27 protein-coding genes are annotated in these 22,374 nt (G+C 31.6%); 11 read left to right on the forward strand and 16 right to left on the reverse strand.

Annotated elements, in window-relative coordinates; all coding sequences use genetic code 11:
• Positions 1-9: 9 nt before the first annotated feature.
• Positions 10-780 carry an ABC transporter ATP-binding protein gene (locus tag HA143_RS05640; protein ID WP_209084045.1) on the reverse strand — a complete coding sequence of 257 codons (771 nt, stop codon included), beginning with the start codon at positions 778-780 and terminating at the stop codon, positions 10-12.
• 128 nt (positions 781-908) lie between these two features.
• Between HA143_RS05640 and HA143_RS05645 the strand changes: the two genes are divergently transcribed.
• The 3 genes from HA143_RS05645 (at position 909) to HA143_RS05655 (ending at position 4,565) form a co-directional block, all read left to right on the forward strand.
• The gene (locus HA143_RS05645) at positions 909-2,063 is read left to right on the forward strand and encodes a metal ABC transporter substrate-binding protein (RefSeq protein ID WP_209084047.1); all 1,155 of its coding nucleotides are present in this window, start codon (positions 909-911) and stop codon (positions 2,061-2,063) included.
• A gap of 85 nt (positions 2,064-2,148) precedes the next feature.
• Positions 2,149-3,504 carry a CobW family GTP-binding protein gene (locus HA143_RS05650; RefSeq protein ID WP_209084049.1) on the forward strand — a complete coding sequence of 452 codons (1,356 nt, stop codon included), beginning with the start codon at positions 2,149-2,151 and terminating at the stop codon, positions 3,502-3,504.
• Positions 3,492-4,565, forward strand: a complete 1,074-nt coding sequence (locus HA143_RS05655) for a WD40 repeat domain-containing protein (protein ID WP_209084051.1) — start codon at positions 3,492-3,494, stop codon at positions 4,563-4,565. The genes HA143_RS05650 and HA143_RS05655 overlap by 13 nt, the downstream gene beginning before the upstream one ends.
• 20 nt (positions 4,566-4,585) lie before the next feature.
• Here the strand turns inward: HA143_RS05655 and HA143_RS05660 are convergent, their stop codons facing one another.
• Positions 4,586-4,741, reverse strand: coding sequence for a hypothetical protein (locus tag HA143_RS05660; RefSeq protein WP_209084054.1), 156 nt, complete (start codon positions 4,739-4,741; stop codon positions 4,586-4,588).
• A gap of 559 nt (positions 4,742-5,300) precedes the next feature.
• Here HA143_RS05660 and HA143_RS05665 point away from each other — a divergent pair.
• A complete protein-coding gene (locus HA143_RS05665; RefSeq protein ID WP_209084056.1) occupies positions 5,301-5,573 on the forward strand; it encodes a DNA gyrase in 273 nt (90 codons plus the stop codon).
• 28 nt (positions 5,574-5,601) lie between these two features.
• Here HA143_RS05665 and HA143_RS05670 read toward each other — a convergent pair whose 3' ends face one another.
• Complete coding sequence (locus HA143_RS05670) at positions 5,602-5,835, reverse strand: hypothetical protein (protein WP_209084058.1); 234 nt, start codon at positions 5,833-5,835, stop codon at positions 5,602-5,604.
• Between the two features lie 31 nt (positions 5,836-5,866).
• The gene (locus HA143_RS05675) at positions 5,867-6,103 is read right to left on the reverse strand and encodes a hypothetical protein (protein ID WP_209084060.1); all 237 of its coding nucleotides are present in this window, start codon (positions 6,101-6,103) and stop codon (positions 5,867-5,869) included.
• Between the two features lie 137 nt (positions 6,104-6,240).
• Between HA143_RS05675 and HA143_RS05680 the strand changes: the two genes are divergently transcribed.
• The 5 genes from HA143_RS05680 to HA143_RS05700 all read left to right on the forward strand — a co-directional run bounded on the left by HA143_RS05680 (position 6,241) and on the right by HA143_RS05700 (position 10,737).
• The gene (locus HA143_RS05680; RefSeq protein WP_209084062.1) at positions 6,241-7,674 is read left to right on the forward strand and encodes a circularly permuted type 2 ATP-grasp protein; all 1,434 of its coding nucleotides are present in this window, start codon (positions 6,241-6,243) and stop codon (positions 7,672-7,674) included.
• A 1-nt stretch (position 7,675) separates the two neighbouring features.
• Positions 7,676-8,617 carry an alpha-E domain-containing protein gene (locus tag HA143_RS05685; RefSeq protein WP_209084071.1) on the forward strand — a complete coding sequence of 314 codons (942 nt, stop codon included), beginning with the start codon at positions 7,676-7,678 and terminating at the stop codon, positions 8,615-8,617.
• Positions 8,618-8,628: 11 nt separating this feature from the next.
• Positions 8,629-9,486: a transglutaminase family protein gene (locus HA143_RS05690; RefSeq protein WP_209084079.1), complete on the forward strand. Its 858-nt coding sequence runs from the start codon at positions 8,629-8,631 to the stop codon at positions 9,484-9,486.
• Positions 9,487-9,661: 175 nt separating this feature from the next.
• Positions 9,662-10,135 carry an HNH endonuclease gene (locus HA143_RS05695; RefSeq protein ID WP_209084501.1) on the forward strand — a complete coding sequence of 158 codons (474 nt, stop codon included), beginning with the start codon at positions 9,662-9,664 and terminating at the stop codon, positions 10,133-10,135.
• Between the two features lie 83 nt (positions 10,136-10,218).
• Positions 10,219-10,737: a pentapeptide repeat-containing protein gene (locus tag HA143_RS05700; protein ID WP_209084081.1), complete on the forward strand. Its 519-nt coding sequence runs from the start codon at positions 10,219-10,221 to the stop codon at positions 10,735-10,737.
• 9 nt (positions 10,738-10,746) lie between these two features.
• On the opposite strand, the gene HA143_RS05705 is transcribed toward HA143_RS05700, so the two are convergent.
• The 3 genes from HA143_RS05705 to HA143_RS05715 are packed head-to-tail and all read right to left on the reverse strand — an operon-like array spanning position 10,747 to position 12,187.
• Complete coding sequence (locus tag HA143_RS05705) at positions 10,747-11,100, reverse strand: hypothetical protein (RefSeq protein ID WP_209084083.1); 354 nt, start codon at positions 11,098-11,100, stop codon at positions 10,747-10,749.
• A gap of 3 nt (positions 11,101-11,103) precedes the next feature.
• On the reverse strand, positions 11,104-11,301 hold the full coding sequence (locus HA143_RS05710; RefSeq protein ID WP_209084086.1) for a hypothetical protein: 198 nt from the start codon (positions 11,299-11,301) through the stop codon (positions 11,104-11,106).
• 16 nt (positions 11,302-11,317) lie between these two features.
• On the reverse strand, positions 11,318-12,187 hold the full coding sequence (locus HA143_RS05715; protein WP_209084095.1) for a carbohydrate kinase family protein: 870 nt from the start codon (positions 12,185-12,187) through the stop codon (positions 11,318-11,320).
• A gap of 41 nt (positions 12,188-12,228) precedes the next feature.
• Here HA143_RS05715 and HA143_RS05720 point away from each other — a divergent pair, with 41 nt between their 5' ends.
• A complete protein-coding gene (locus tag HA143_RS05720) occupies positions 12,229-12,597 on the forward strand; it encodes a DUF2834 domain-containing protein (protein ID WP_209084103.1) in 369 nt (122 codons plus the stop codon).
• 15 nt (positions 12,598-12,612) lie between these two features.
• On the opposite strand, the gene HA143_RS05725 is transcribed toward HA143_RS05720, so the two are convergent.
• Positions 12,613-13,842: an MFS transporter gene (locus HA143_RS05725; RefSeq protein ID WP_209084111.1), complete on the reverse strand. Its 1,230-nt coding sequence runs from the start codon at positions 13,840-13,842 to the stop codon at positions 12,613-12,615.
• A 2-nt stretch (positions 13,843-13,844) separates the two neighbouring features.
• On the opposite strand from HA143_RS05725, the gene HA143_RS05730 reads away from it, so the two are divergent.
• Positions 13,845-15,395: an alpha/beta hydrolase gene (locus HA143_RS05730; protein WP_209084118.1), complete on the forward strand. Its 1,551-nt coding sequence runs from the start codon at positions 13,845-13,847 to the stop codon at positions 15,393-15,395.
• Here HA143_RS05730 and HA143_RS05735 read toward each other — a convergent pair.
• The 8 genes from HA143_RS05735 to bchI form a co-directional block, all read right to left on the reverse strand.
• Complete coding sequence (locus HA143_RS05735) at positions 15,392-16,414, reverse strand: ABC transporter permease (RefSeq protein WP_209084120.1); 1,023 nt, start codon at positions 16,412-16,414, stop codon at positions 15,392-15,394. The two genes, HA143_RS05730 and HA143_RS05735, sit on opposite strands and share 4 nt — an antisense overlap.
• Positions 16,407-17,978 (reverse strand): ABC transporter substrate-binding protein, encoded by a 1,572-nt coding sequence (locus HA143_RS05740; protein WP_209084122.1) that lies wholly within the window; start codon positions 17,976-17,978, stop codon positions 16,407-16,409. The genes HA143_RS05735 and HA143_RS05740 overlap by 8 nt, the downstream gene beginning before the upstream one ends.
• Positions 17,975-18,259: a hypothetical protein gene (locus HA143_RS05745; protein WP_209084124.1), complete on the reverse strand. Its 285-nt coding sequence runs from the start codon at positions 18,257-18,259 to the stop codon at positions 17,975-17,977. Before HA143_RS05745 ends, HA143_RS05740 begins: the two co-directional genes overlap by 4 nt.
• Positions 18,260-18,329: 70 nt before the next feature.
• A complete protein-coding gene (locus HA143_RS05750) occupies positions 18,330-19,631 on the reverse strand; it encodes a homoserine dehydrogenase (RefSeq protein ID WP_209084129.1) in 1,302 nt (433 codons plus the stop codon).
• A gap of 44 nt (positions 19,632-19,675) precedes the next feature.
• Entirely contained in the window at positions 19,676-20,095 is a 420-nt protein-coding gene (locus HA143_RS05755) for a SufE family protein (RefSeq protein ID WP_209084131.1), read from the reverse strand.
• Positions 20,096-20,134: 39 nt separating this feature from the next.
• Positions 20,135-20,692, reverse strand: a complete 558-nt coding sequence (locus tag HA143_RS05760) for a 5-formyltetrahydrofolate cyclo-ligase (RefSeq protein ID WP_209084133.1) — start codon at positions 20,690-20,692, stop codon at positions 20,135-20,137.
• Between the two features lie 9 nt (positions 20,693-20,701).
• Complete coding sequence (ruvC, locus tag HA143_RS05765) at positions 20,702-21,175, reverse strand: crossover junction endodeoxyribonuclease RuvC (protein WP_209084135.1); 474 nt, start codon at positions 21,173-21,175, stop codon at positions 20,702-20,704.
• A 5-nt stretch (positions 21,176-21,180) separates the two neighbouring features.
• On the reverse strand, positions 21,181-22,269 hold the full coding sequence (gene bchI, locus HA143_RS05770; protein ID WP_209084137.1) for a magnesium chelatase ATPase subunit I: 1,089 nt from the start codon (positions 22,267-22,269) through the stop codon (positions 21,181-21,183).
• Between the last annotated feature and the right edge of the window lie 105 nt (positions 22,270-22,374).

Genomic DNA, 22,374 nt, shown 5'->3' on the forward strand with positions numbered 1-22,374 from the left:
AATATTTTTTTAATCACGACAATTATTATCCTCAATTGAGCTGATATTTATATCCTCTAATTTATCTTTTATAGAATCGGGGCTTCCAAAGGCCAATACAGCTTTATCCAAAACAATAACTTGATCATAACTATTTAACGAGGTACCCCAATCATGACTACTTACCATTAAAGAAAGACCAGCATCAGCAAGTTGACGAACAATTTTTAGAAAATCCTCCTTTGCAGGTGGATCTAAAGCTGCACAAGGTTCATCAAGAAGGTAAATTTTTGCTGGAGACATTAATGTTTTGGCTAATAAAGCTCTTTGTTGTTGTCCCCCAGATAAAGAATCAAGCCTTCTGTTAGCAATATTTGCAATGCCGACTCTTTGCATTGTGGCCTCCAATTCACAGCATTTATTAATCCATGCATTAGGTTTGGCAAGAAGAGCTTTCATTTGAAAAGGACTACTACTTTTTGATTTTGAGTATTTTATTTGTCCTAATGAAACTAGTTTTTCTACAGTTATTGGAAATTTCCAATTCATAGAGCTTCTTTGTGGCATGAGTGCCACCTGAGATCTTTGTCTAATCAACTTCTCCCCGTCAATTGTTATCTGACCATTATCAGGAATACATTGTCCCTGCAATATTCTTAAAAGAGTTGATTTGCCAGCTCCGTTTGGTCCTACTAGAGCAGTCAATGTACCTGGTTCAACTGTTACGGAAACTTTACTTATAGCCGGGCTTACATTTTTTGCATACGAATAAGATAAATTTTCAGCTACTAGTAGTGACATTAATGCGTGAACTTACGACCCCATAATATTTTAATTATGGAAAATAATTTACTTTAAAAACATTTTATACCTAAACTTGCACATAAAAATGAAAATGATTATCGCTTTAAGATATCTATCGTTTTTATATGTCAATTTTTAAGAGAATTTTTTCAAGCTATATATCTCATAAAAAAGTATCTATCCGAAATTCACTTATCGCTAGTACGGCATTATTCTCAATAACTACAAACGTTGCCTTAGCTGAAAGTAAAAACTATGTAGCAGTTGAGCCTCTTACCTGCGATATCGTTAAATCTATAGCACTCCCTTCCGATGAAGTTACATGCCTAGTAGACAGAAAGCAAGATGTTCATGATTTTAAAATTTTGCCTAAACAGGCAAGATTATTAAAAAAGGCAGATAAAGTTTTTACTTTAGGGACAGAAATGACACCCGCAATGAGGAATTGGGTGAAGAAAAATAGCACTGTTGTTTTAGGCGTAAGCGCAATTGATATTGACGATCATAGTGACCATGATGATCATGGCCACTCAGCAAATAAACATGAAAACCATGATGAACACGATGATCATGGCCACTCAGCAAAGAAACATGAAACCCATGATGAACACGATGATCATGGCCACTCAGCAAAGAAACATGACGACCATGATGACCACGATGACCACGATGATCACGACCATCATGATCACGGAGGAGTAGATCCACATGTCTGGCATGATCCTCATAACATCATCAAGATGGGTGAAGTCGTATCAAAAAGTCTTAAAAAAGATGTGTCTGAAAGAAAACTACGTAAAGCCATCTCTAAAAGATTCAAAACTGTTGATAAAACACTAGAAGATCTTGATAAATGGATTGTTAAACAAGTATCTACTATCCCTTCTTCAAATCGTGTAATTGTCTCAAGACACAAAGCTATGGATTACTATGGCAATGCATTTGGTTTTGAAACGATAAGTTTATTAGATTTCTTGGGTCATTCATCTAGCCTAAGGCCTCAGAACATATCAAAAGTTTTAAATAAGTTAAAGGAAAAAAATGTCAAAGTCATATTTAAGGAGCAAGAACCTGCTTCAAAATTAGTCAAAACTTTAAGCAAGCAAAGTTCAATCCCACTTTCTTCTAATCAAATTTTTGTAGATGGACTAATGATGGAAGGAAACACTATCACTGTGTCAGTTCACAACACATGCACTATCGTCAATGAACTTGGTGGCTCATTTGATGAGACAACTGGTTTTGATTTAGCAAGTAACTGGGGATCACTTAATAAATAAAATTTTATAGATAAAAACGGTTTTCATTTTGATTTTTTTGATTATTATATTGATTGTTAGCATTACATTTTAAAAACAGAGAGAAATGAGTATTAAGGAGAAAGTACCTGTAACCATACTTACTGGATTCTTAGGATCAGGGAAGACTACTTTGCTTAATAGAATACTAAGTGAAGAGCATGGTAAACGAATAGCAGTTATCGAAAATGAATACGGTGAAGTTGGTATAGATCAAGGACTCGTAATTAATGCCGATGAGGAAGTTTTTGAGATGTCAAATGGGTGCATTTGTTGTACTGTTCGCGGTGATTTAATAAGAGTCCTTGGCAACCTTATGAAGAGAAGAGATAAGTTTGATTATGTTTTAGTAGAAACGACAGGATTAGCAGATCCAGGCCCAGTTGCTCAGACTTTTTTCATGGATGAAGAGATTAGTTCCGAATTTACTCTCGATGGAATTGTGACTTTGGTTGATGCTGCACATATTGATCAGCAACTAGGAAGGAGTGATGAAAGTTCAGAACAAGTGGCATTTGCTGATGTTCTTGTCCTTAATAAAACTGATTTAGTCTCTGATGATGCACTAGATACCCTTGAATCAAGATTGAGAGATATGAACCGAATGACTCGAATTATTCGAGCCGAGAATGCAAATGTACCAATTGAAACAGTCTTAAATCTAAGTGCGTTTGATCTCGATCAGATCCTTAAACGCAGACCAACATTTCTTGAACCAGAATATCCTTTTGAATGGACAGGTGTTTACGATCTTGCTGCAGGTAAGTATGAATTAATGCTAGAAGAAGGGCCGGATCCAGAAATGTCATTAGTAGCTCTCGCTAACCAAGGTGAGAGTGAAGAAGAACTTAAAGATGGTGCTGAATCTTCCGTAAGACTTTATGCAGAAAAAGCTAATAGTTTAGATCCTGAAAATACTATCCCATTTGGAGAACATATAAATCTCAAATTGGAGGATAAAGGGAATAAAGCCTTCATCCTTAACATAGAAAAACCAACAAAGATAGGTTTGTTTACTCAGCACACTGCTGAGGAATTCAATATGAAAGTCATTAAAAGTGAAGAAAATAATTCAAAAGAGATCCCATTTAAAACTGAAAGGTTTTGGCAAGCAGAGCACGAACATGATGATGAAGTAGGCTCAATTGCCATAGAGCGTTTTGGCGATGTTGACCCAGAAAAACTAAATACTTGGATGGGAAGGCTTCTCTCAAAAAAAGGAGTGGATATCTTCAGAACTAAAGGTTTCATTAGTTACTCAGGTAATCCAAGGAGAATAGTTTTCCAAGGAGTACACATGTTATTTACTGCACAACCTGATAAAGAATGGGGTAACGAACCGCGTAGAAATCAACTTGTTTTTATCGGTAGAAATCTTAATGAGAAAGAGATGCAAGAAGGCTTTGATAAATGCCTAATATAGAACCCTTTGGCCCAAGAGGCATGTTCCACGAAGGATGGACAGCGGAAGTTAACGATTACGCCATAGCATGTGGCTGGGCTCTTAAAGGAAAACAATTTATTGTTGGTGACGTGGCAGGAGGTCTTTTTGCCTTCGAAGGAGATAATGGGAAAATTATTTGGAAAATAGAAAATACACACTCTGGTGGTCTATTAGCAATGGCCATTCATCCAGAGGGTGAAATTTTTGCAACATCAGGTCAGGATGGAAATGTTCACATTTGGAATTGCCAAGAAGGTAAAGTAATTAAAACACTTGATCTTGGTAAAGGTTGGGTAGAACACCTCAAGTGGTCTAATGACGGTTTATTTCTAGCAATAGCTTCCTCAAAAAAAGTATATGTTTTTAATGAAATTGGTGAAGAGAAATGGATTTCAAATGACCATCCAAGCACAGTAAGTGCAATAACATGGTCAAATAAAAATGAGCTAGCAACTGCTTGCTACGGAAGAGTGACATTCTTTGACATAGTTAATAATAAAACTAATCAAAAACTCGAGTGGCAAGGATCATTGGTATCAATGGAATTAAGTCCTGATGGAGATATAGTCGCCTGCGGGAGTCAAGACAATTCAGTTCATTTTTGGAGAAGATCAACAGGCATGGATGCTGAAATGACAGGATACCCTGGAAAACCAAGTCACCTTTCTTTTGATGACAGCGGAAAATTATTAGCAACTAGTGGAAGTGAAAGAATAACAGTATGGAGCTTTATAGGCAATGGTCCAGAGGGGACAATGCCAGGAGAGCTATGTCACCATACAGAGCCTATTTCGAGCCTTGCATTTTCAAATAAAGGCATGCTTGTAGCCTCAGGATCTAGAGATGGTTCTGTTGTCGCAAGTTTTCTAAAAAAAGACGGTAATGGAGACCCAGTTGGGGCTGCATTCGCCGGTGATTTAGTAGGGGCAATATCCTGGAGACCTGATGATTGTGCACTTGCAGCAGTTAACGCAAAAGGTGTTGTAAATGTATGGAAATTTAAAGTTCTTACTAACCTTTTTTCAAAAGGATTTAAATAAAAATTTAGAAATTCATAAAATTACCAATAGTTAGCTTTTAAATGTCTTTCCATACAAATAACCTCACAGTCATTATCTATCCCTTTTGGATGAATATCGCAATATGAAAGACATTGAAAATATTCGTCTATAGGATTGGATTTATCAGTTTTATTAACTTCTTTAGAATGATTCATAAAAGATTTCCTCAATTATTTAAAATTAAGATAGACGAATTAAATATCAAAAGAAATAAGCAAAACTTACTAAAAATATTTAAAAAAATTTAACGCGATTGATAATTACTCTCGGACATTTTTAATTAAAAAGCAATGCGTATAAAAACGGATTGCCATTAGAGAAAAATGTTCCTAATTTTATATTGTTGAGTTATAGGAGGTCTTTCAAAATGATCGATAGCCTGCCTGAAATTTCGGAATAAACCGAACTAATTTAATTAACTGCTCCAATTATTTTTTATTAATGTCTAAGCTTCCTTCTTCTGCATCGTTTAGGTGCCCTTCAAGAAACAAGCTTAATTCTAGAGTTTTTGCCCCAGTTAAAGACAATTAGTTTATTTTGGTGAGCATTAGCTTAATAGAAGTTAACAACAAGGATCCATGATTTAGGTGCGTTATTAACTTCAGTAAAAAATATAAGTAAGAGATAAAAGAGGGCTTATTTAAGCTCTCTTTTTTTTATAAGATGACTTTCTTCTGTTTTTATAGATAATGATTAAAACAATAAAAATAAAAAATGGTTCGATATTATTGCCCATATTGCAATCCTAAATATCAATTTCAAAAACAATCCTCAAAAGGTAATCTTATATGTGGTTTGTGTGGAGAGGATCTTTTAAAAAAACCATTTATTAGGTGGAACCAGATAATTGCTTTAGTTGCAGCATCATCATTACTTCTCCCCTTAATATATACTTTTATTATTTTAATTAAAAATCAAATAAATCCTCCTAATAAAAATTATCAAGCTAATAATACTTTTATGATAATTATTAAAGAAAAAATTTAATAAAACAATTTTAAAAAATCCCGAGAGGTCAACCTCTACATAGAGATTTATTTAAACATGAATTTTTACTCTCAATATGCATTTGATCATTAAAATTATTTAATTTTTTTTCATTATTTATGGCTTTAAATTTTTGTCCACAATGTTCTTTGCAACCACCATTAAAAATATTATGTGCATATAAATTAGAAATATTTGTTAGAAGTAAAAGAAAAATTATTTTAAAAATTTTATAAAAATCAGATTTAAACCTTAGTAACATTTCCAGAGAATTAATAAATAAATAATACCAGTTAATTCCAAGGAGTGTTTATAAGTCCCCAGATATCGAAGAAGAAAAATAAAACTGCAATAACAACAAGATCCCAAGCTCTTTCCCTAAAAGCCCAAGGCGCAATAAAAACCTCCCCAAGCCCGTGGAGTGCCGCCCCTACGGGTAGATGATCAAGAACCAGCAAACTGTGAGAGAGGATAAAAAGAAAGCTTGCGAAATATCTAAACAAAACAAATTGCCAATTACTAGAACTCATACCTTTTAGATTTTTAAGAAATATAATTCAATGATCAAAATAATGAAATAGATAGAGTCAAGAGATATTATTTTTGGTAGCCATAAATACGAATAAAGATCTAAAGCTCAAGTAAAAATTACTAAACGAAGAAATATATGTTTTCAGGTTATCTTCCTAAAAATAGTTTTGATGAATACTTTAAGGATAATGTTAACTCTGCTAGAGAAATATTAATTCCACTTCTTTCCTCTTTAGATAATATGGGGCTTGAAGAATTAAAAAGGAATCATTCTGCAGCAAAAAAATTATTACTAAGACATGGTGCTACTTTTAGGTTAAATGATACTGGTTTAAAAGGGACCGAGAGAATATTACCTTTTGATCCACTCCCAAGAATAATAAGTAAAGATGATTGGGTAACATTAGAAAAAGGACTAAAACAAAGGCTTGAGGCAATTGATTTATTCCTTGATGATATTTATAATTCTCAAAATATAATTAATGACGGAATAATTCCAAGAGAATTAATAGAGAGTTCAGAAGGTTGGAGACCTCAAATGATAGGTTTCAAACCTCCATTAAATAAATGGTGTCAAATTTCAGGACTTGATTTGATAAGGGACAGAAATGGGGCTTGGCATGTTTTAGAAGATAATTTAAGATGCCCTTCTGGGGTTGCTTATTTCTTAGAAAATAGATTAGTTATGAAAAATATTTTTCCTAATCTTTTCTCTGGCAGAATAGTAAAACCGATCGATGAATATCCATCATATCTTTTAAAAACTCTTCAAGAACTTGCAGTTTGGACAGATACTCCCAAGATAGTTCTACTAACTCCAGGAATTTTTAATAGTGCTTATTTTGAACATAGTTATTTAGCTCAAGAAATGGGCATCCAACTAGTTCAAGGTCATGACTTGGTTTGTAATGATGATTATGTATATTTAAAAACCACCTCTGGATTAAAAAGAGTAGATGTCATTTACAGACGAATTGATGATGATTTCTTAGATCCTCTTAATTTCAGGAAAGAATCCTGCCTTGGTGTTAGCGGATTACTTGATGTTTTCAAGGCAGGTCATGTAGCTTTAGCAAATGCACCTGGCACTGGAATAGCAGATGACAAAATGATTTATTCATTTGTTCCAAAAATGATTAAATATTATCTTGATGAAGAAATTATTATTAAAAATGTAGAAACTTATATTTGTCATTACAAAAAGGATCGAGATTATGTTCTAGAAAATTTATCAAAACTTGTTGTTAAGTCTGTAGCTGAAGCTGGGGGTTATGGAATGTTAATTGGACCTCACTCAACGACAAGTGAAATAGAAGACTTTGCTAATAAAATCAAAAACAAACCTAGAAATTTCATTGCACAACCAACATTAGAATTATCTACTGTGCCATCGTTATGTGATGGGGAGCTATATCCATGTCATGTCGATTTAAGACCATACATTTTAAGAGGAAAAGATTCATGGGTAAGCCCAGGTGGGCTCACGAGGGTAGCCTTAAAAAAAGGATCATTAGTCGTAAACTCTTCTCAAGGTGGAGGATGCAAAGATACTTGGGTTGTAGGTAAATAAAATGCTTTTAAGTCGAGTAGCAGAGTCTCTTTATTGGATAAATCGTTATTTAGAACGAGCAGAAAATATATCTCGTTTTGTAGAAGTAAGTGAAGCAATGTCATTAGATTGCCCACCTGGAAGCGCAGAACCTTGGCTCCCATTAATTGATGCCTCAAGTGACAGAGAATTATTTGATAATAGATTTCCAGAGAAAAAACCTGATGATGTTATTAATTTTTTAATAAGAGATCGTTTAAATCCAAACAGCATAATTTCTTGCATTCAAATGGCAAGAGAAAATGCAAGACAAATCAGAGACGTAATGACCACAGAAATGTGGGAACAAATAAATATTTTATATTGGAATATGCAAGATGGAGAGGCAATATGGAATAAACCAAGACAAGAACAATTAAGTGAAATAAGGAGGGAATGTCAGCTTTTTTATGGAATTACAGATGCGACTCTAAGCAAAGACCTTGCTTGGAGATTTAGCATTCTTGGAAGATTAATTGAGAGAGCTGACAAAACATCTAGAATTTTAGATGTTAAATATTATTTACTTCTACCCAGCCTAGATGAACTTGGAGGAGTTCTTGATGAGTTGCAATGGATTGCACTTTTACGCTCAGCTGGAGCTTATCAAATGTTTAGGAAAGCAGAGCAAAATTCTATAAAGCCTAATTCAGTTGCAAGATTTCTTCTACTTGATCCAATTTTCCCTAGATCAGTAAGATACTGTCTTGATAGGATAAGTAATACTCTTAAGAGTATAGATACCTCACCACCTCCTGAAAATCCTTCAGAATTAGAATGCATGAGAGGTTTGCTTAAAGCAAAGTGGAGTTATATCAGAATTGAAGATATAATCAATGATGGTTTACATGAGGCAATCGATTCATTACAAATTGATTTAAATAAATTAAATGATCTCATTCAAGAAAAATATTTTATTAATTAATAAGTTTATTAATGAGAATTAAATACATTCACAAACTTGAATATAAATATGAAGACCCTGTTCAATTAGGAGAGCATAGATTATGTATAAAGCCAAGGTCAAATGGATTTCAAAAGTTAAAGAATTTTGAATTAAAAATAACCCCTGAACCAGAAATTATTTATCCATTACTTGCTGCCAGTGGCGAAGAGATTAATAGAATCAGATTCAATGGATTAACAGATAATTTGATTATTGAATCAATTAGCGAAGTTGAAACGATTAAACATCCAAACATTATCGATGGTGTTAAAAATAGAGATTTAACATTACCTTTTTGTAGAAGCATTATTAACAGAGATTTACAGGGGGCTCTAGAAGGGTGGATGCCCAATGGACAACACGATCCATCTGCGGTTGAACTTGCCCAAGAAGCTTTGGCAGGAAGTATTAATAACGCATTATCATTCACCTACCAACTAATAGAGATCATTCAAGATAGAGTCAAATATACTAAAAGACATACAGGCCCTGCATGGCCAGCTAGCAGAACACTTAGAGAGCGTATAGGTTCATGCAGAGATTTAGCAATGCTGATGGTTGAAGCTTGTAGGTCTGTTGGGATCCCAAGTAGGTTTGTGAGTGGTTATCATTTTGAAGATCCGTTGCCTTCTGAGTTAGATTTACATGCTTGGGCTGAGTTATATATACCAGGTGCTGGTTGGAGAGGTTTTGATCCAAGCGGAAAAGGATTAATAGATGAAAGATATTTAACATTGGTATCCTCTTCCAAATCTAATTTGACTTCTATCATTACAGGAATCTTTACAGGAAAAAATGATCTAGAAAATTCTTTATCCTGGGAAATCAAACCTATTGAAATTAAATAAAAAATAAAAATTTAACCCTTTAAAGTAATAAAAAAAACAACAAATAAAAATATGTTTATTTTTAGTGATAATTGATACGTTCCCAGATGTATATATCTGTTTTCATTTGTTTAATCTTTAAAGAAAATTGAACTCAAGTTTGGAAATTCCAGTTATTGAATCAAACAAATCAAAAATGTTTGAATTGATAAGTTATGAAAAATTTCGTGACACAAAAGATGTCAGATTTTTTGATATTAGTATTAATGAATCAAATTATAGAGATCTAGTAATACACAGTGGTCCTGCAGTTAGTCCGCCAAATGAGGACGAATTAAATAATTGGCAATTTTATATACATAATAATCAAGAAGATAATCTACTAGCTATCTCAGGGGGAAGAACTTTTTTCCTTGTTAATTTTGGGTGGGATTATCCTTTTTATAAAGTTAGATTAGAATCCTGTGGATATATTCTAAGAATTCCTAGAGGAACTTTTCATAGATCAGTATCTGACGAAAACGGTTCAATAGTTTTAAATCAAGCTATAAGAGATAAAGGAGGTACAGTTGAATCTGAATTCAAGGTTACGAATAGCAAAGATAACAAAAAACTTCTAGATTGTATAACTAATTTAGAGCCTAGATTTAAAATTTATAGTGTTAAATAATCTTAAAAAGGAGTTCCAAATTTATACATCAATTAAAAAAAATATCTAATTGTTATAAAATAAAATTATTGAAATTTTTTAATATGAAGTTTTTTAGGTTTTTTAAATATTTTTTATGCATAACTTTTTCTTTCTTAGTTTTATCCTCTCCAGTTTTTGCTGGGGCAAATGTTGCTGTTAAGGGAGAAGGAGATGAAGTCCCAAGTTATGTAAGGTCTAATATTACAGGATTTGATTTCCATGGAGAGGACCTTCATTTGTCTTCTATAGCAGGAGCAGTTGCGAGAGACGCAGATTTTAGTGATGTTGATTTACATGGAACTACATTAACCCTATCTGATTTAAAAGGTTCTAATTTAAATGGAATCGACCTAACCGATACTCTTTCTGATCGAGTTAATTTCCAAAAAACAGATCTTAGAAATGCTGTTTTAATAAATATGATCGCATCAGGCAGCAGTTTTGCAGGCGCCAATATAGAAGGAGCAGATTTTTCTTACGCCATTCTTGACACCGAAGACCAAAGAAATCTTTGTAAAATTGCTGATGGGATCAATCCAACAACAGGTGTTTCTACAAGAGAAAGCCTTGAGTGTAGTTAGAAATTAAAATTATAAGTAAATTTTCTTACCATTATTAAATTTATAAATCCTTTGTTCATCGTCTTGAAATATCATTTCACCATTTAATTTAGATTTCTTAAATTTTGAAAGTCTTGCTCGGTGTATATTAGATTTTCTATTTATAATATCTTCATTATCATAAAATCCAATATAGATATTTATATTAGGGTTTGAAAAGGTTTTTTCTTCCTCTCTTAAAAAAATCCTCTCAATATTTGATTGCTTACTCTGCAATTTATTTTTAAATTTGTTTAATTTAATATTATTAGTTTTTCTAGAATTAATTTTTTTGTAGAACAATAAGATAATTCCAAAGAATAGAAAAACTAAAAATTTATTCATTACTTATTTAATTTTTATTTTTATATCTACACCTAAGTTACTTTTAGAAGTTAATGTCTCTTTTTTAAAAATTCCATAAGTAAAAATTCTAGATAAAGTTTTCAAAGATTTAAAAGCCAAAAAAACAGTAAACAAAAAGAAAACAATAAGTTTTTCTACAAGAAAGTTGTTATTTTTATTTTTATTTTCTAAGTTACTCATAAAAGTTTTAAATCACTTATTGTTTATCATAATTTGCATATGGGCCAAAAAATTCACTAGCGTTTCTTCCTAGTACTTTAGCAAGATTTAAACTTTTATCTATATTCCATTTAGATGCCATTCCATAAAGAATACCAGCAGCAAAAGAGTCCCCACATCCATAAGAATCAACTTTTAGTTTTTTGTTTTTAAGAGCCTTATATCTTCCTCCTGGAAATATTATGCCTCCCTTCTCCCCCTCAGTTTTGATTGTATATTTAGGTTTTAACGATAAATCAGAAAAAGAAAAAACTTCCCCTGGATCAAGATTACTGCCTATTAATCCATCCATAAGGACATTCGATTTATTAATTGTATTTAATCCCACCCTTGGTGTAGTACACAGTATTGAAGCTGATCTAGCCATTTTAAAAATCTCAGAATCAGATGCAGTAATAAAAATTCCGTCCATTTTTTTCAAAATGTTCCATTCTAAGTTGTCATTATGATTCGGGGCCAATCTTTCTCCAATAACTGTAATTGCTCTCTCACCTTGAGAGTCAATTAAACTAAAGCCTCTTCTAGTAGGTTTGTCACGCCATGCCACATGTAACTTTATTCCCATATTTGAAAGAATTTTGAGGCATTTATCTCCATAATCATCATTACCTAATGCAGTAAAAAAATGAATTTGGTTTAAAGTTAAATCAGAAAGTATTTTTGCGATAATAGAGCCACCTCCAGCTGGAGACTCAAGGGACTTTTTAGAATGAGAAATAACTCCGTGTTTTGGCAATTGATCAACCTTTAAGAAATTCATCCACTCGACGTGACCAACTACAGCAAAATTTAAATTTCCTTTTTTAAATTTATCGTCTTCAACTTTATTATTCTTTTCAACAACCATAAGCTTTTAAATACTATTATTAAAAGAAATATTTTTGACAAGTGAATTCATTTAACATTTTAAAAGATAATAAACAGATACTATCTTATCTTTACCTTTTTCTATCAATTTTGGGTGCTGTCCTTCCAATGATGGCAAATTTCGAATTTGCTAGGGAATATGGAAACAGCTTTGATATTAACAACTTCATTTCTTTAGCGAATGCCAACCCTGCAGCTCAGTCAATTTCTAGAGACTTATTAGTAGGTGCCAGTGCAATTTTTATATGGATAGTAAATGAATCAAAAAAATTGAAGATGAAGAATATGTGGGTTGTTTACATTGGAACTTTTCTTATTGCATTTGCATTCTCAGCACCTTTTTTCTTATTTCTAAGAGAGAGAAGAATTATTGAATTAGAAAAAATTTAAATTTTTAAAGATTAATTAAAATAATCTCTTAAATAGGATTGCAAAAATTATAAAACAAGCAAAGGAAATAGATAGCCAGATCACTGAAGCATAACCAAAAAGATCTAATATACGTCCCGAAATAAATGGACCAAAAAAATAACCCATAGCGAAACATTGTGATAATAGAGCGAGTGCAAAACCTTTTTTGTTTGAAGGAGCTATTCTGAAAACGATATCTGTTGATGTTGGAAGAAATGAAGCAGTCCCTAAACTTACTAATATCAATGAAAAAGAAATTAAATAAAAAGCTGGGATATTCAAATAACTAGAAATAAATAATAAAAATGAAGCGAAAGAAAAATTTATCAAACTAAATTTCAACCCAAATAATCTCCCTTTTTTTGATATCCAGGATCCAATAGGCCATTGCAAAAACAACAATAAAATTAACTGAATAGAAATTATAAGACTAATAATTTCTTTGCTTAATGCATTGCGATATACTCCACCTTTAACAAGATCCAGAGGCAAAGTTACTTGAATCAGAGCTAAAGAGGTAGTTATCAATAAAATAGATAAAATTATTATTGTTGAATTTTTATTCCATTTCAATTGTCCCTGATTAATTGGATCTACAAATTTTTTTTGGAAATTTTCTAAGTTTCTTTTAATAGAAGAACTATTTCTAGATATTAAATATGTGATAACTAACATGCAAAATATATCATTAATAAAAATTGATTTAGAATACAAAAAATTCGTCATATAACCCCCTAAGAATACCCCTAGAAATATTCCTAAAGCCTCCGAACTCCTTACAAGAGCATAAGCTTTGCGTGTTTCGATAGGATGGCAAAAATAGGGTACCCCAAACTCGGCAGCAGGCCAATATATTCCTGCAGCAGCCCCAACAAGTGATTGTCCAATTATGTACAAAAAAGTATCTCTTGAAAAAATGAGGCATAAGCTAGCGGCAATACTTAGTATTGAAGAAGTAACTATTGGAAATTGTATTTTCCCTGTTTTATTAAGATAATTACCTGTAAAGAGTCTTGTTACGGTTCCAATTATTGCTGAAATGGTAAACCCCAAGCCAATATCTGTTGCCGATAATCCTAGGTTATTAAAAATAAGTGATGTTAAATAAATAACACCTCCTGCTCCAAATGCAGCGTAAAATCTTATCTTGGTTATTAACCTCAAATGATATGGAAATTGAATCCACCAATTTTTGCTAATTTGTAAACTATTTGGACTAATCACTAGTGAAATACATTTTTATAATTTTTTTTAGTTTTTGTGGTTTATTTTTTAATAATGGTTTAAAGGCTGCTGAAAAAATAAATATTAAGTTTGAAGAGATGGAAATCCCTCTTACTATAGAACAATTATCAAAATTAGAAAAATACAAAGATGATTCAACAGAATTAATAGATTGGTTAAAAAAAAATGGATTTATAAGAGTTTTTGAATTATCAAAATTTTTAAAATTTCCAGTTTTTAAAGAAGAGGGATTAAATAGAGAAATATTAAGAAGTTGGATAGGGCGTAAAATTCTTACAGAATTAAGCAAAAGCATTAAAGTTCCAAATGACAATAATGGAACAGAAATATATAATACTATAGAAAATTTATTAGATCAGAAAAAAGAAGTTTCAATTTTAGACATCATAAAGGCATTACCATCAGAAGAAATTTCCCTAGATATTGATAATGTAATTTTAATTATTTCATCTTGGAAAAATGAATTATTAATGCAACAAGAACTTTTATCCAAATTAAATAAACTTGAAAAAACGAGCCAAAATTCCTTTAAAAATAAAGAAAAAAAATCAACTCTAGATCTAATAAAAATTGATAAAAAAATTTATGCTCCTCACCGAGTGAAACCTTTTGAAATTGAAATATGGAAAAGAAATAAAACAAATGATGATAAAGAACTGATAATTTTTATGCCAGGACTTGGAGGCGAAATTAATAATTTCAAATGGATAGGAAACGAATTGGCTAGAAGAGGTTGGCCAATATTATTCATAGATCATAGAGGGAGTAATTTAGAATCATTCAAAGAAGTACTCTTAGGTAAGGAAACAATACCAGGAAGTGCAGACTTTTTCTTATATAGAATTAAAGATTTAGATGCGGTATTGAAAGCTAATGAAAATGGAGAATTTGGTTTACCTAATAATTCTTATATTTTAATGGGGCATTCACTTGGTGCTTTAATAGCACTTTTATATGAAGGCAATAAACCTACTGATCAACTAGAGGACAAATGTGATTCGGCATTAGAAGACTTTGCGGTAACAAATTTATCTAAATTACTTCAATGTCAGTTGAGCGAAATACCATTCCCTAAGAAAAATAACACTAATAAGGCCAGTGCGATTATAGGTTTTAATTCATTTGGCAGTTTAGTATGGCCAAAAGAAAATAGTACAGGCATTAAAACCCCAACTCTTCTAATAGGTGGTACGTATGACCTTATTACACCATTAATGAATGAACAATTTAGAGTTTTTTCTGCTTTAAATAATCCATCGAATAGATTTCTGATTATTGAAGGAGCAAGTCATTTCTCTCCAATAAGAATTAATAAAAGCTATGAAGAAAATAATGATGTATTTAAAATAAATGAATCTTTTATTGGTACAGATCCAATATTAATACAAGATTTATCTACGAAATTCATAGTTGAATTTTTAAAAAATATTAAAGACCAAAAGATCCCTACAGTAGTTAAAAACCAAAGAGATTTGGGACTTGATTTCCATCTTTTAGATCTTGAAACAATAAAAGAAATTTCCGAAAATTAGTACTCTATTCGTGGATCTAAATATGCAATTAAAATATCTACGAAGAGATTTAATGAGACTATGAGCATAGAGGTAAAAATTACAATCCCTTGAACCAAGGTATAGTCTCTTTGAGAAATAGCTTCATGTAATCTTAAAGCTATACCAGGCCATGAAAAAGTTACCTCGAATAATAGAGCACCTCCTGCTAATGAGGCCATAGTCAAGCCAGAAATAGTGACAATTGGCAATAGAGCATTAGGCAATGCATGGTTTAAAAATATTTTTTTCCTTGATATTCCTCTACATATAGCAGCATTTACATAATCACTTTTTAATGTCTTATCCAAATTTACTCTTAATGAGCGGCTGAATATACCACTTAATAAAAAGCCTAGGGTAATCGAAGGAAGTGCGAGATGATAAAGACTATCTTTCAAGGCAATAATATTATTTGAAAGAATACTATCTAAAACAAGAAAACCTGTAATTTGAGGTTGTTGCTGAAATATTGGAAATCTCCCTCCAATTGGGGAAATATTAAAAAATACAGAAAATAATAATTGCGCTAACATTGCACCCCAAAAAGGAGGGATCGCATATGTTGCAATTCCTAATATTCTCGAAATATAATCAGTCTTTTTCCCTCTATTTCTTAAGCTAAGAAATCCCAATAGGAAACCTATTAGTGTGGCACTTAATATTGAAAAGAATCCAAGCTCAAGACTTGCAGGCAATGACTTAATAATAATATTTAGGACTGGCTCTTGGGTACTAAGAGATTGGCCAAAATCTAAGTGCAATATATTTTTAATATATGAAAAATATTGAGTTATTAAAGGATCATTTAGGCCCAATTTATTTCTTAGAAATTCCCTAGAAACCTCATCTGCACCAGATCCAAGTATTGCATCGACAGGATCACCGGGAGCAACTCTTAATAAAATAAAAACTAATGAAGAAATTATCCATAACATTATCGGTATTAATGAAATTTTTAATAAGGAATAATTTAGTAGTTTATTTAAATTTCTACTCATTAATTAACTCAAGATCACTCAATGAAATTATTCCTGCACCATTAAAAATAGGTTTTGATATTTTATATTGAGACCATGCTTTTTGAGATGATATCCAAATAGGAATATAAGGTATTGAACTTGCTGCTATTTTTTCAATTTCAACAAGTTTTTCTAATCTTTTAATTCCACTTATTTTTTCACTCTCAAGAAATAAACTTTCCACTTTATTAGATCCCCAAAAACTACCGCTGTAAACTGATTCTCCTTTTTTACATATGCCATCAACTATTTCATTACAACTTAAAAGAGGGCTGAGATAGGCCTCTGGATCTGAATAAGCCCCAGTCCAATCGAGAAGAACTGCCGTATAAATTCCTAAACTTAGATTCTTATAAACTGTTGTAGATTCAACCCCATTGAGTTCAATATCAATACAATCTTTCAAAGAACTTTTAATTTCTTCTTGCCATGTCAGAGCAATAAGCTTGTCAGCTGGTACATTCGATCTATAAGTAAGGGGTATTTTTAGAATATTTCCATTGCAATAATTTTCTTTTTGCAATAAACTTCTCGCTTCTAAATAATCATATTTAGGCCACAGTTCTTGATTATCTTTTTTTAATATCGGAGGAATAATTGATCTAGTTGGCTTTCTTAATCCATAACTTACTTTCTCACTAATCAATTTTCTATTAAGACTTTTTGCCAAAGCCAGTCTTAAATTAAGATTACTTAAGGGATAAGAACTAGTTTTAAGGCTTATAAAACTTAATTCAGTGAAAGGGCTATTACCTTCTTTAAACTGTTTATTTTTGCTTAAATTATTTAAACTTTTTCTCTGACTATCATCAATTGAATTTGATAAAAGCACGTCAATTTGTTTACTTTTTAAAGCCCCAAAAAGAGAGGATGAATTTGAATATCCCACAAAATTAACGCCGTTATTTAAGGGCTTTTCACCCCAATAATTCAAATATGGATCAATTGATTGAACTTCATTAGAAAAACTGGTCAGCACATACTTGCCAGTACCAACGAATTTTTCATTTAGAAACTTATCAGAATATTGTTTGTAAAAGGTAGGAGATATTGGAGTTAAATTTACTGATGTTAGTAAACCATTTAAAGAACTTGATGGTTTATTCAGATTTATTATGACTGAATATTCACTTGGCGTTTCTATTGATTTAATCTTATTTCCTAAAATATAGTTCATCGTTCCAATTCTTTTAAATCTATCAAAGGTAAACTTCATAGCATTTGAGTTAAATGCAGTTCCATCGTGAAAAAAAACATTCTTTCTTAAATTGATAGTTATTTGAAGTCTATCCTTTGAAATAATTGGCATTCCCGAGGCCAATTCAGGGATTAATTCTCCATCAGAATTTAATTCATATAATGTGTCTCCTAGAGAACTGATTAATTGAATTGCTTTAAGAGTATTTGCTCTAGCTGGATCTAAAGATTCAATTTTTCCAGAACTTGCTACAATGATTTTTTTAGATATTCTTTTTGAGCCACAAGAATTCTGTAAAAAAGAAATTAAAATAATAAATATTGATAAAGCAACTTTTTTATTCATATTTCATAATTACTAAATTTTTCTGAAGAATTATTTGAGCAAATAATTTGTAAGGATATTTGACTTATTTCTAAAGCAAATGTTTTTTTAGAGTTACAAGCAAAAGGCCACTCTCTCACCCAACAAATTTCTTTACCTATATTTAAACCAATTACTTGAAAAGTCTTATTGCTATTTTTAATTTTTACACAAGCACCTTTATAAAGGTTTTCAGAAAAAATTAAATTATTATTTTCATTATTATTTTCATTATTATTTTCTAATAGTTTTGAATGAATCATTAAGGTGCTAAAACCAAACACTTACTTTCTTCGGTTTACCAAGCTATAAAGAAATTTGCAAACTATTTTTTTAAATACAACTTAATTGACTTGCAATAATTTTGACTTCATTTAGCGAATTTATTTCATCTTTCGACCTCTCAAAATCTCCATTATTCACCTCATGAGTAATAACGACAATTTCAGCTTTGTCCTCACTTGCATCAAGTTGAACAATTGATTCGATTGATACATTATTCTTTCCAAAAATATCTCCAATCTTTCCTATGACACCTGGACTATCAAGACAAATAATTCTAAGGTAATTTTTTTTATTTATTTGTGAAGATCTTATGATATGACAGTTTCTCCAGAAATCAAAAGATAATAATGGATCGATTGAATTATTATTTTTAACTGAGGCGGCATGCAGATTTAATATATCTGATACTACTGAGGCAGCAGTTGGGCCACTCCCTGCACCTGGACCATATAACATTATCTCTCCAAGAGGATCAGCTTCTATCAATAAAGCATTGTTTACTCCTTTAACTGTTGCCAATGGATGAGATTTTGGAATCAAAGAAGGTCCTACCCAAATATTCAAAGCGAGAGAATCATTACTATTAATTTTTCCCCTTTCGGAGAGCGCTAAAAGTTTTATTTCAAACCCTAATTTATTGGCATATTCGATATCCTTTAGATTAATTTTACTAATTCCCTCAGAATGAATCTCCTCTCTTTTTATTTTCCCTCCAAATGCAAGTTCACTAAGAATTGAAATCTTATCAGCAGCATCATGGCCCTCAACATCTGCAGTTGGATCAAATTCTGCATAGCCAAGGCTTTGTGCCAATTTTAAGGTCTCCTTGTAATCAGCTTTTTCATTTGTCATCTTTGAAAGAATAAAATTTGTTGTACCATTTATTATCCCAACCATTTTTTTTATGCTGTTACTTTTTAATGATCTTTTTAAGGGTTCAATTATAGGAATCCCCCCACAAACAGCGGCCTCTGACAATATATAAACTCCTTTTTGGGATGCAGTTTTATATATTTCTTCTCCATATCTTGCAATGACTGCTTTATTTGCTGTAACAACAGATTTCCCTAATTTTAATGATTGCAGAATAATATCTTTCGCCAAATCAACCCCACCCATAACTTCAACAATTACATCTATAGAGGGGTCATTAATTAATTTAAATGGATCATCAGTTAATAAATTATTATCTAGCTCAATATCCCTTTTTTTATTAAGATCTTTAACTGCTATTTTTGCAACTTCTATTTCTTTTAGAATTGGATGTGAATCAACTTCAGAACTTAATATTTTATAAATCCCTGAACCTACAGTTCCAAAACCTACAATCCCAATTTTGCATTTTCTCATTTTTTATTTCTTTTAACTTTGAGTTTAATTTTATATTATTAGGCCTACAAAAATTCATTTGCTTGAGACTGCATTTTCAACAATATGTTTAAAAAACCATTTGAGCGAGAAGGTGTTAGGCTTGATCTCAAACCAGTATCTTCAATAAATTTCTTATCTATTTTAACAACCTCATTTGGTGTTAATTCATTTAAACCAGTAATTAAAAATGCTAATAAACCCTTTGTTATTAGGGCATCAGAATATCCTTCCCAAAATAATTTCCCACCTTTAATATTTGCCTTAACAAAAACTTCTGAAACGCATCCCTTAACTTTATTTTCTTCAACAAGGATTTCATTATCTGGTTCTTTCAATTTTTTCCCTAACCACAAAATGTATTCATATTTTCTTTTTGGATCTTCTGATTTCTTCAACTTTTCTACTAATCTTGATAAATTATTGTATTTTTCCTGATTTTCCATTTTTAAAAAACTATTAATAAATCACTTGTAGATCTCTTATTATACAAATATTTCTTTTTCTGTGATAAACCCTGATAAAGGAATATCCCAATCAGCTCTGGTTAATGGAATCGTACTTACACAATTGGAAGTTAACACTCCAATGCATGGAACATTTCTCCAATCATTATCTCTCCTTAATTTATCAAAATAACCTCCTCCATAACCTAATCTTGTTAAATTTTTATCTACAGAAAGACATGGGACAAGAATCATACTTATCTGGTTATAACTTAATGAAAAAGAATTATTTGGACTTAGTATTCCCTCAGAATCTTTTGTGAGAGGTTCTTCATCCCATGGATAAAATAATAATTCATTTTTATCTTTACATCTGGGCAAAGCTAAAGAAAATTTTTCCTTAAGACTTCTAATATCTACTTCATTTCTTAGAGGCCAATATATTGCTATGTAACCAATATTTTTATATTCCTTAATAAATGAATCAACATATAATTTTACATTCTTTTCTACATTTTCTCTTTGATTTAGAGAAATCTCATCTCTAAGTTTTCTAAAGGTATGCCTCTCCAATTTCTTTTTTTTAGAAATAGTCATATTGAATCTTCAGTTGATGCCATCTTCATTTAGTTTTGTGAGAGCTATTGCCAAGGCATCTGCCGAATCATCAGGTTTTGGAGGTTTTTTAAGTTCTAAGATATACATAACAGCATCAAGAACTTCTTTCTTAGATGCTTTTCCAGACCCAGCAATGGTTAATTTTATCTGAGCAGGAGAATATTCACTAACATGAATTTTTTTTGAGGCCAATACCATCATAATTACGCCTCTAGCCTGCACCACACTAATGGTAGTGCTTGATCTGTAAAAGAAAAATTTTTCCACCGCCGCTGATGTTGGATTCCAATGATTTATTAATTCATTAAGATCTTTGAATATCTCATAAAGTCTATCTTCTTCTTTTTTATCTTTACCTGTCTCAATGACACCACAATCTAATAATATCTTTTTTTCATTTTCTATTTCAATAATTCCATAACCAACTCTAGCTAATCCAGGGTCAATCCCAATTATTCTCACTGTAATTAAGCTTCTGCAGACAATTGAAATTTTGAAAGATTTTCTTTTTCATCTAAATCAAATACTTTACAAAAAGCTTGAATAACTCTTTCACCTGAATCAACTTGTTCTAAGGGATCTTTTCTTAGTCTGTGTCTTAAAGAACAAGAAATAACCCTTGCTATGTCATCTTCTTGCACTTCAGTTCTGCCCTCAAAAGCTGCAATTGCCCTTGCCGACCTATTTGTAACAATATCTCCACGTAAACCATCAACATCTAGTTCTCCGCAGATTGCAGAAATATTCAATCTTAGGTCATCGTCCATTTGAACAGAATTTAATATTTCTTGTGCTTTAATAACCTTTTGTTGAAGTTCATCCTGTTGTTTCTCAACGCTCAATGAAAACTCATCAGGATTATCGTCAAAAGAAGTTCTTTGATCTACAACCTGAACTCTTAATTCAGCATCTCTAACTGTCTTAACCTCAACACTCATTCCAAACCTATCTAATAGTTGAGGTCTTAATTCACCTTCTTCTGGATTCCCTGAACCAATAAGGACAAATCTAGCAGGGTGTCGAACTGATACTCCCTCCCTTTCAACTGTATTCCATCCGGAAGCAGCCGAATCTAACAGTACATCTACTAAATGATCATCTAGCAAATTGACTTCATCAACATATAGTAAACCCCTATTAGCTTTTGCCAATAATCCAGGTTCAAATGCCTTAACACCTTCGCTCAAAGCCTTCTCTATATCTATAGTTCCACAAAGCCTGTCTTCAGTAGCCCCTAAAGGTAAATCCACCATAGGTACTTGTTTTTGAATACTTTCTAGATTTTCTCCTTGAACAAGTTTTTCCAAAACTTCTTTACTCTGCAAATCAGGGTCAATTAGAGAACTATTATATGGATCATCTTTAACAACGTCTATTGCAGGCAACAAATCAGCCAAGGCCCTAATTGTAGTAGACTTCCCTGTCCCTCTATCACCCATTATCATCACTCCTCCAATTCTTGGATCAATAACATTTAACAAGAGAGCTAATTTCATTTCTTCCTGACCAATTACAGCTGTAAAGGGAAAAACTCTTCTTTTCTTTGTTGTAGTCACAGTTTTAGTTTTCTTAATATTCAAATAATCAATAGATGCTACTTCAGAAAATGTTTTTAGTAAATATCCCTATCAAATTTAAACTACAGAGAAATAAAAACTAAT

Source organism: Prochlorococcus marinus CUG1415 (assembly GCF_017696015.1).
GTDB classification, from domain to species: Bacteria; Cyanobacteriota; Cyanobacteriia; order PCC-6307; family Cyanobiaceae; genus Prochlorococcus_A; species Prochlorococcus_A marinus_AE.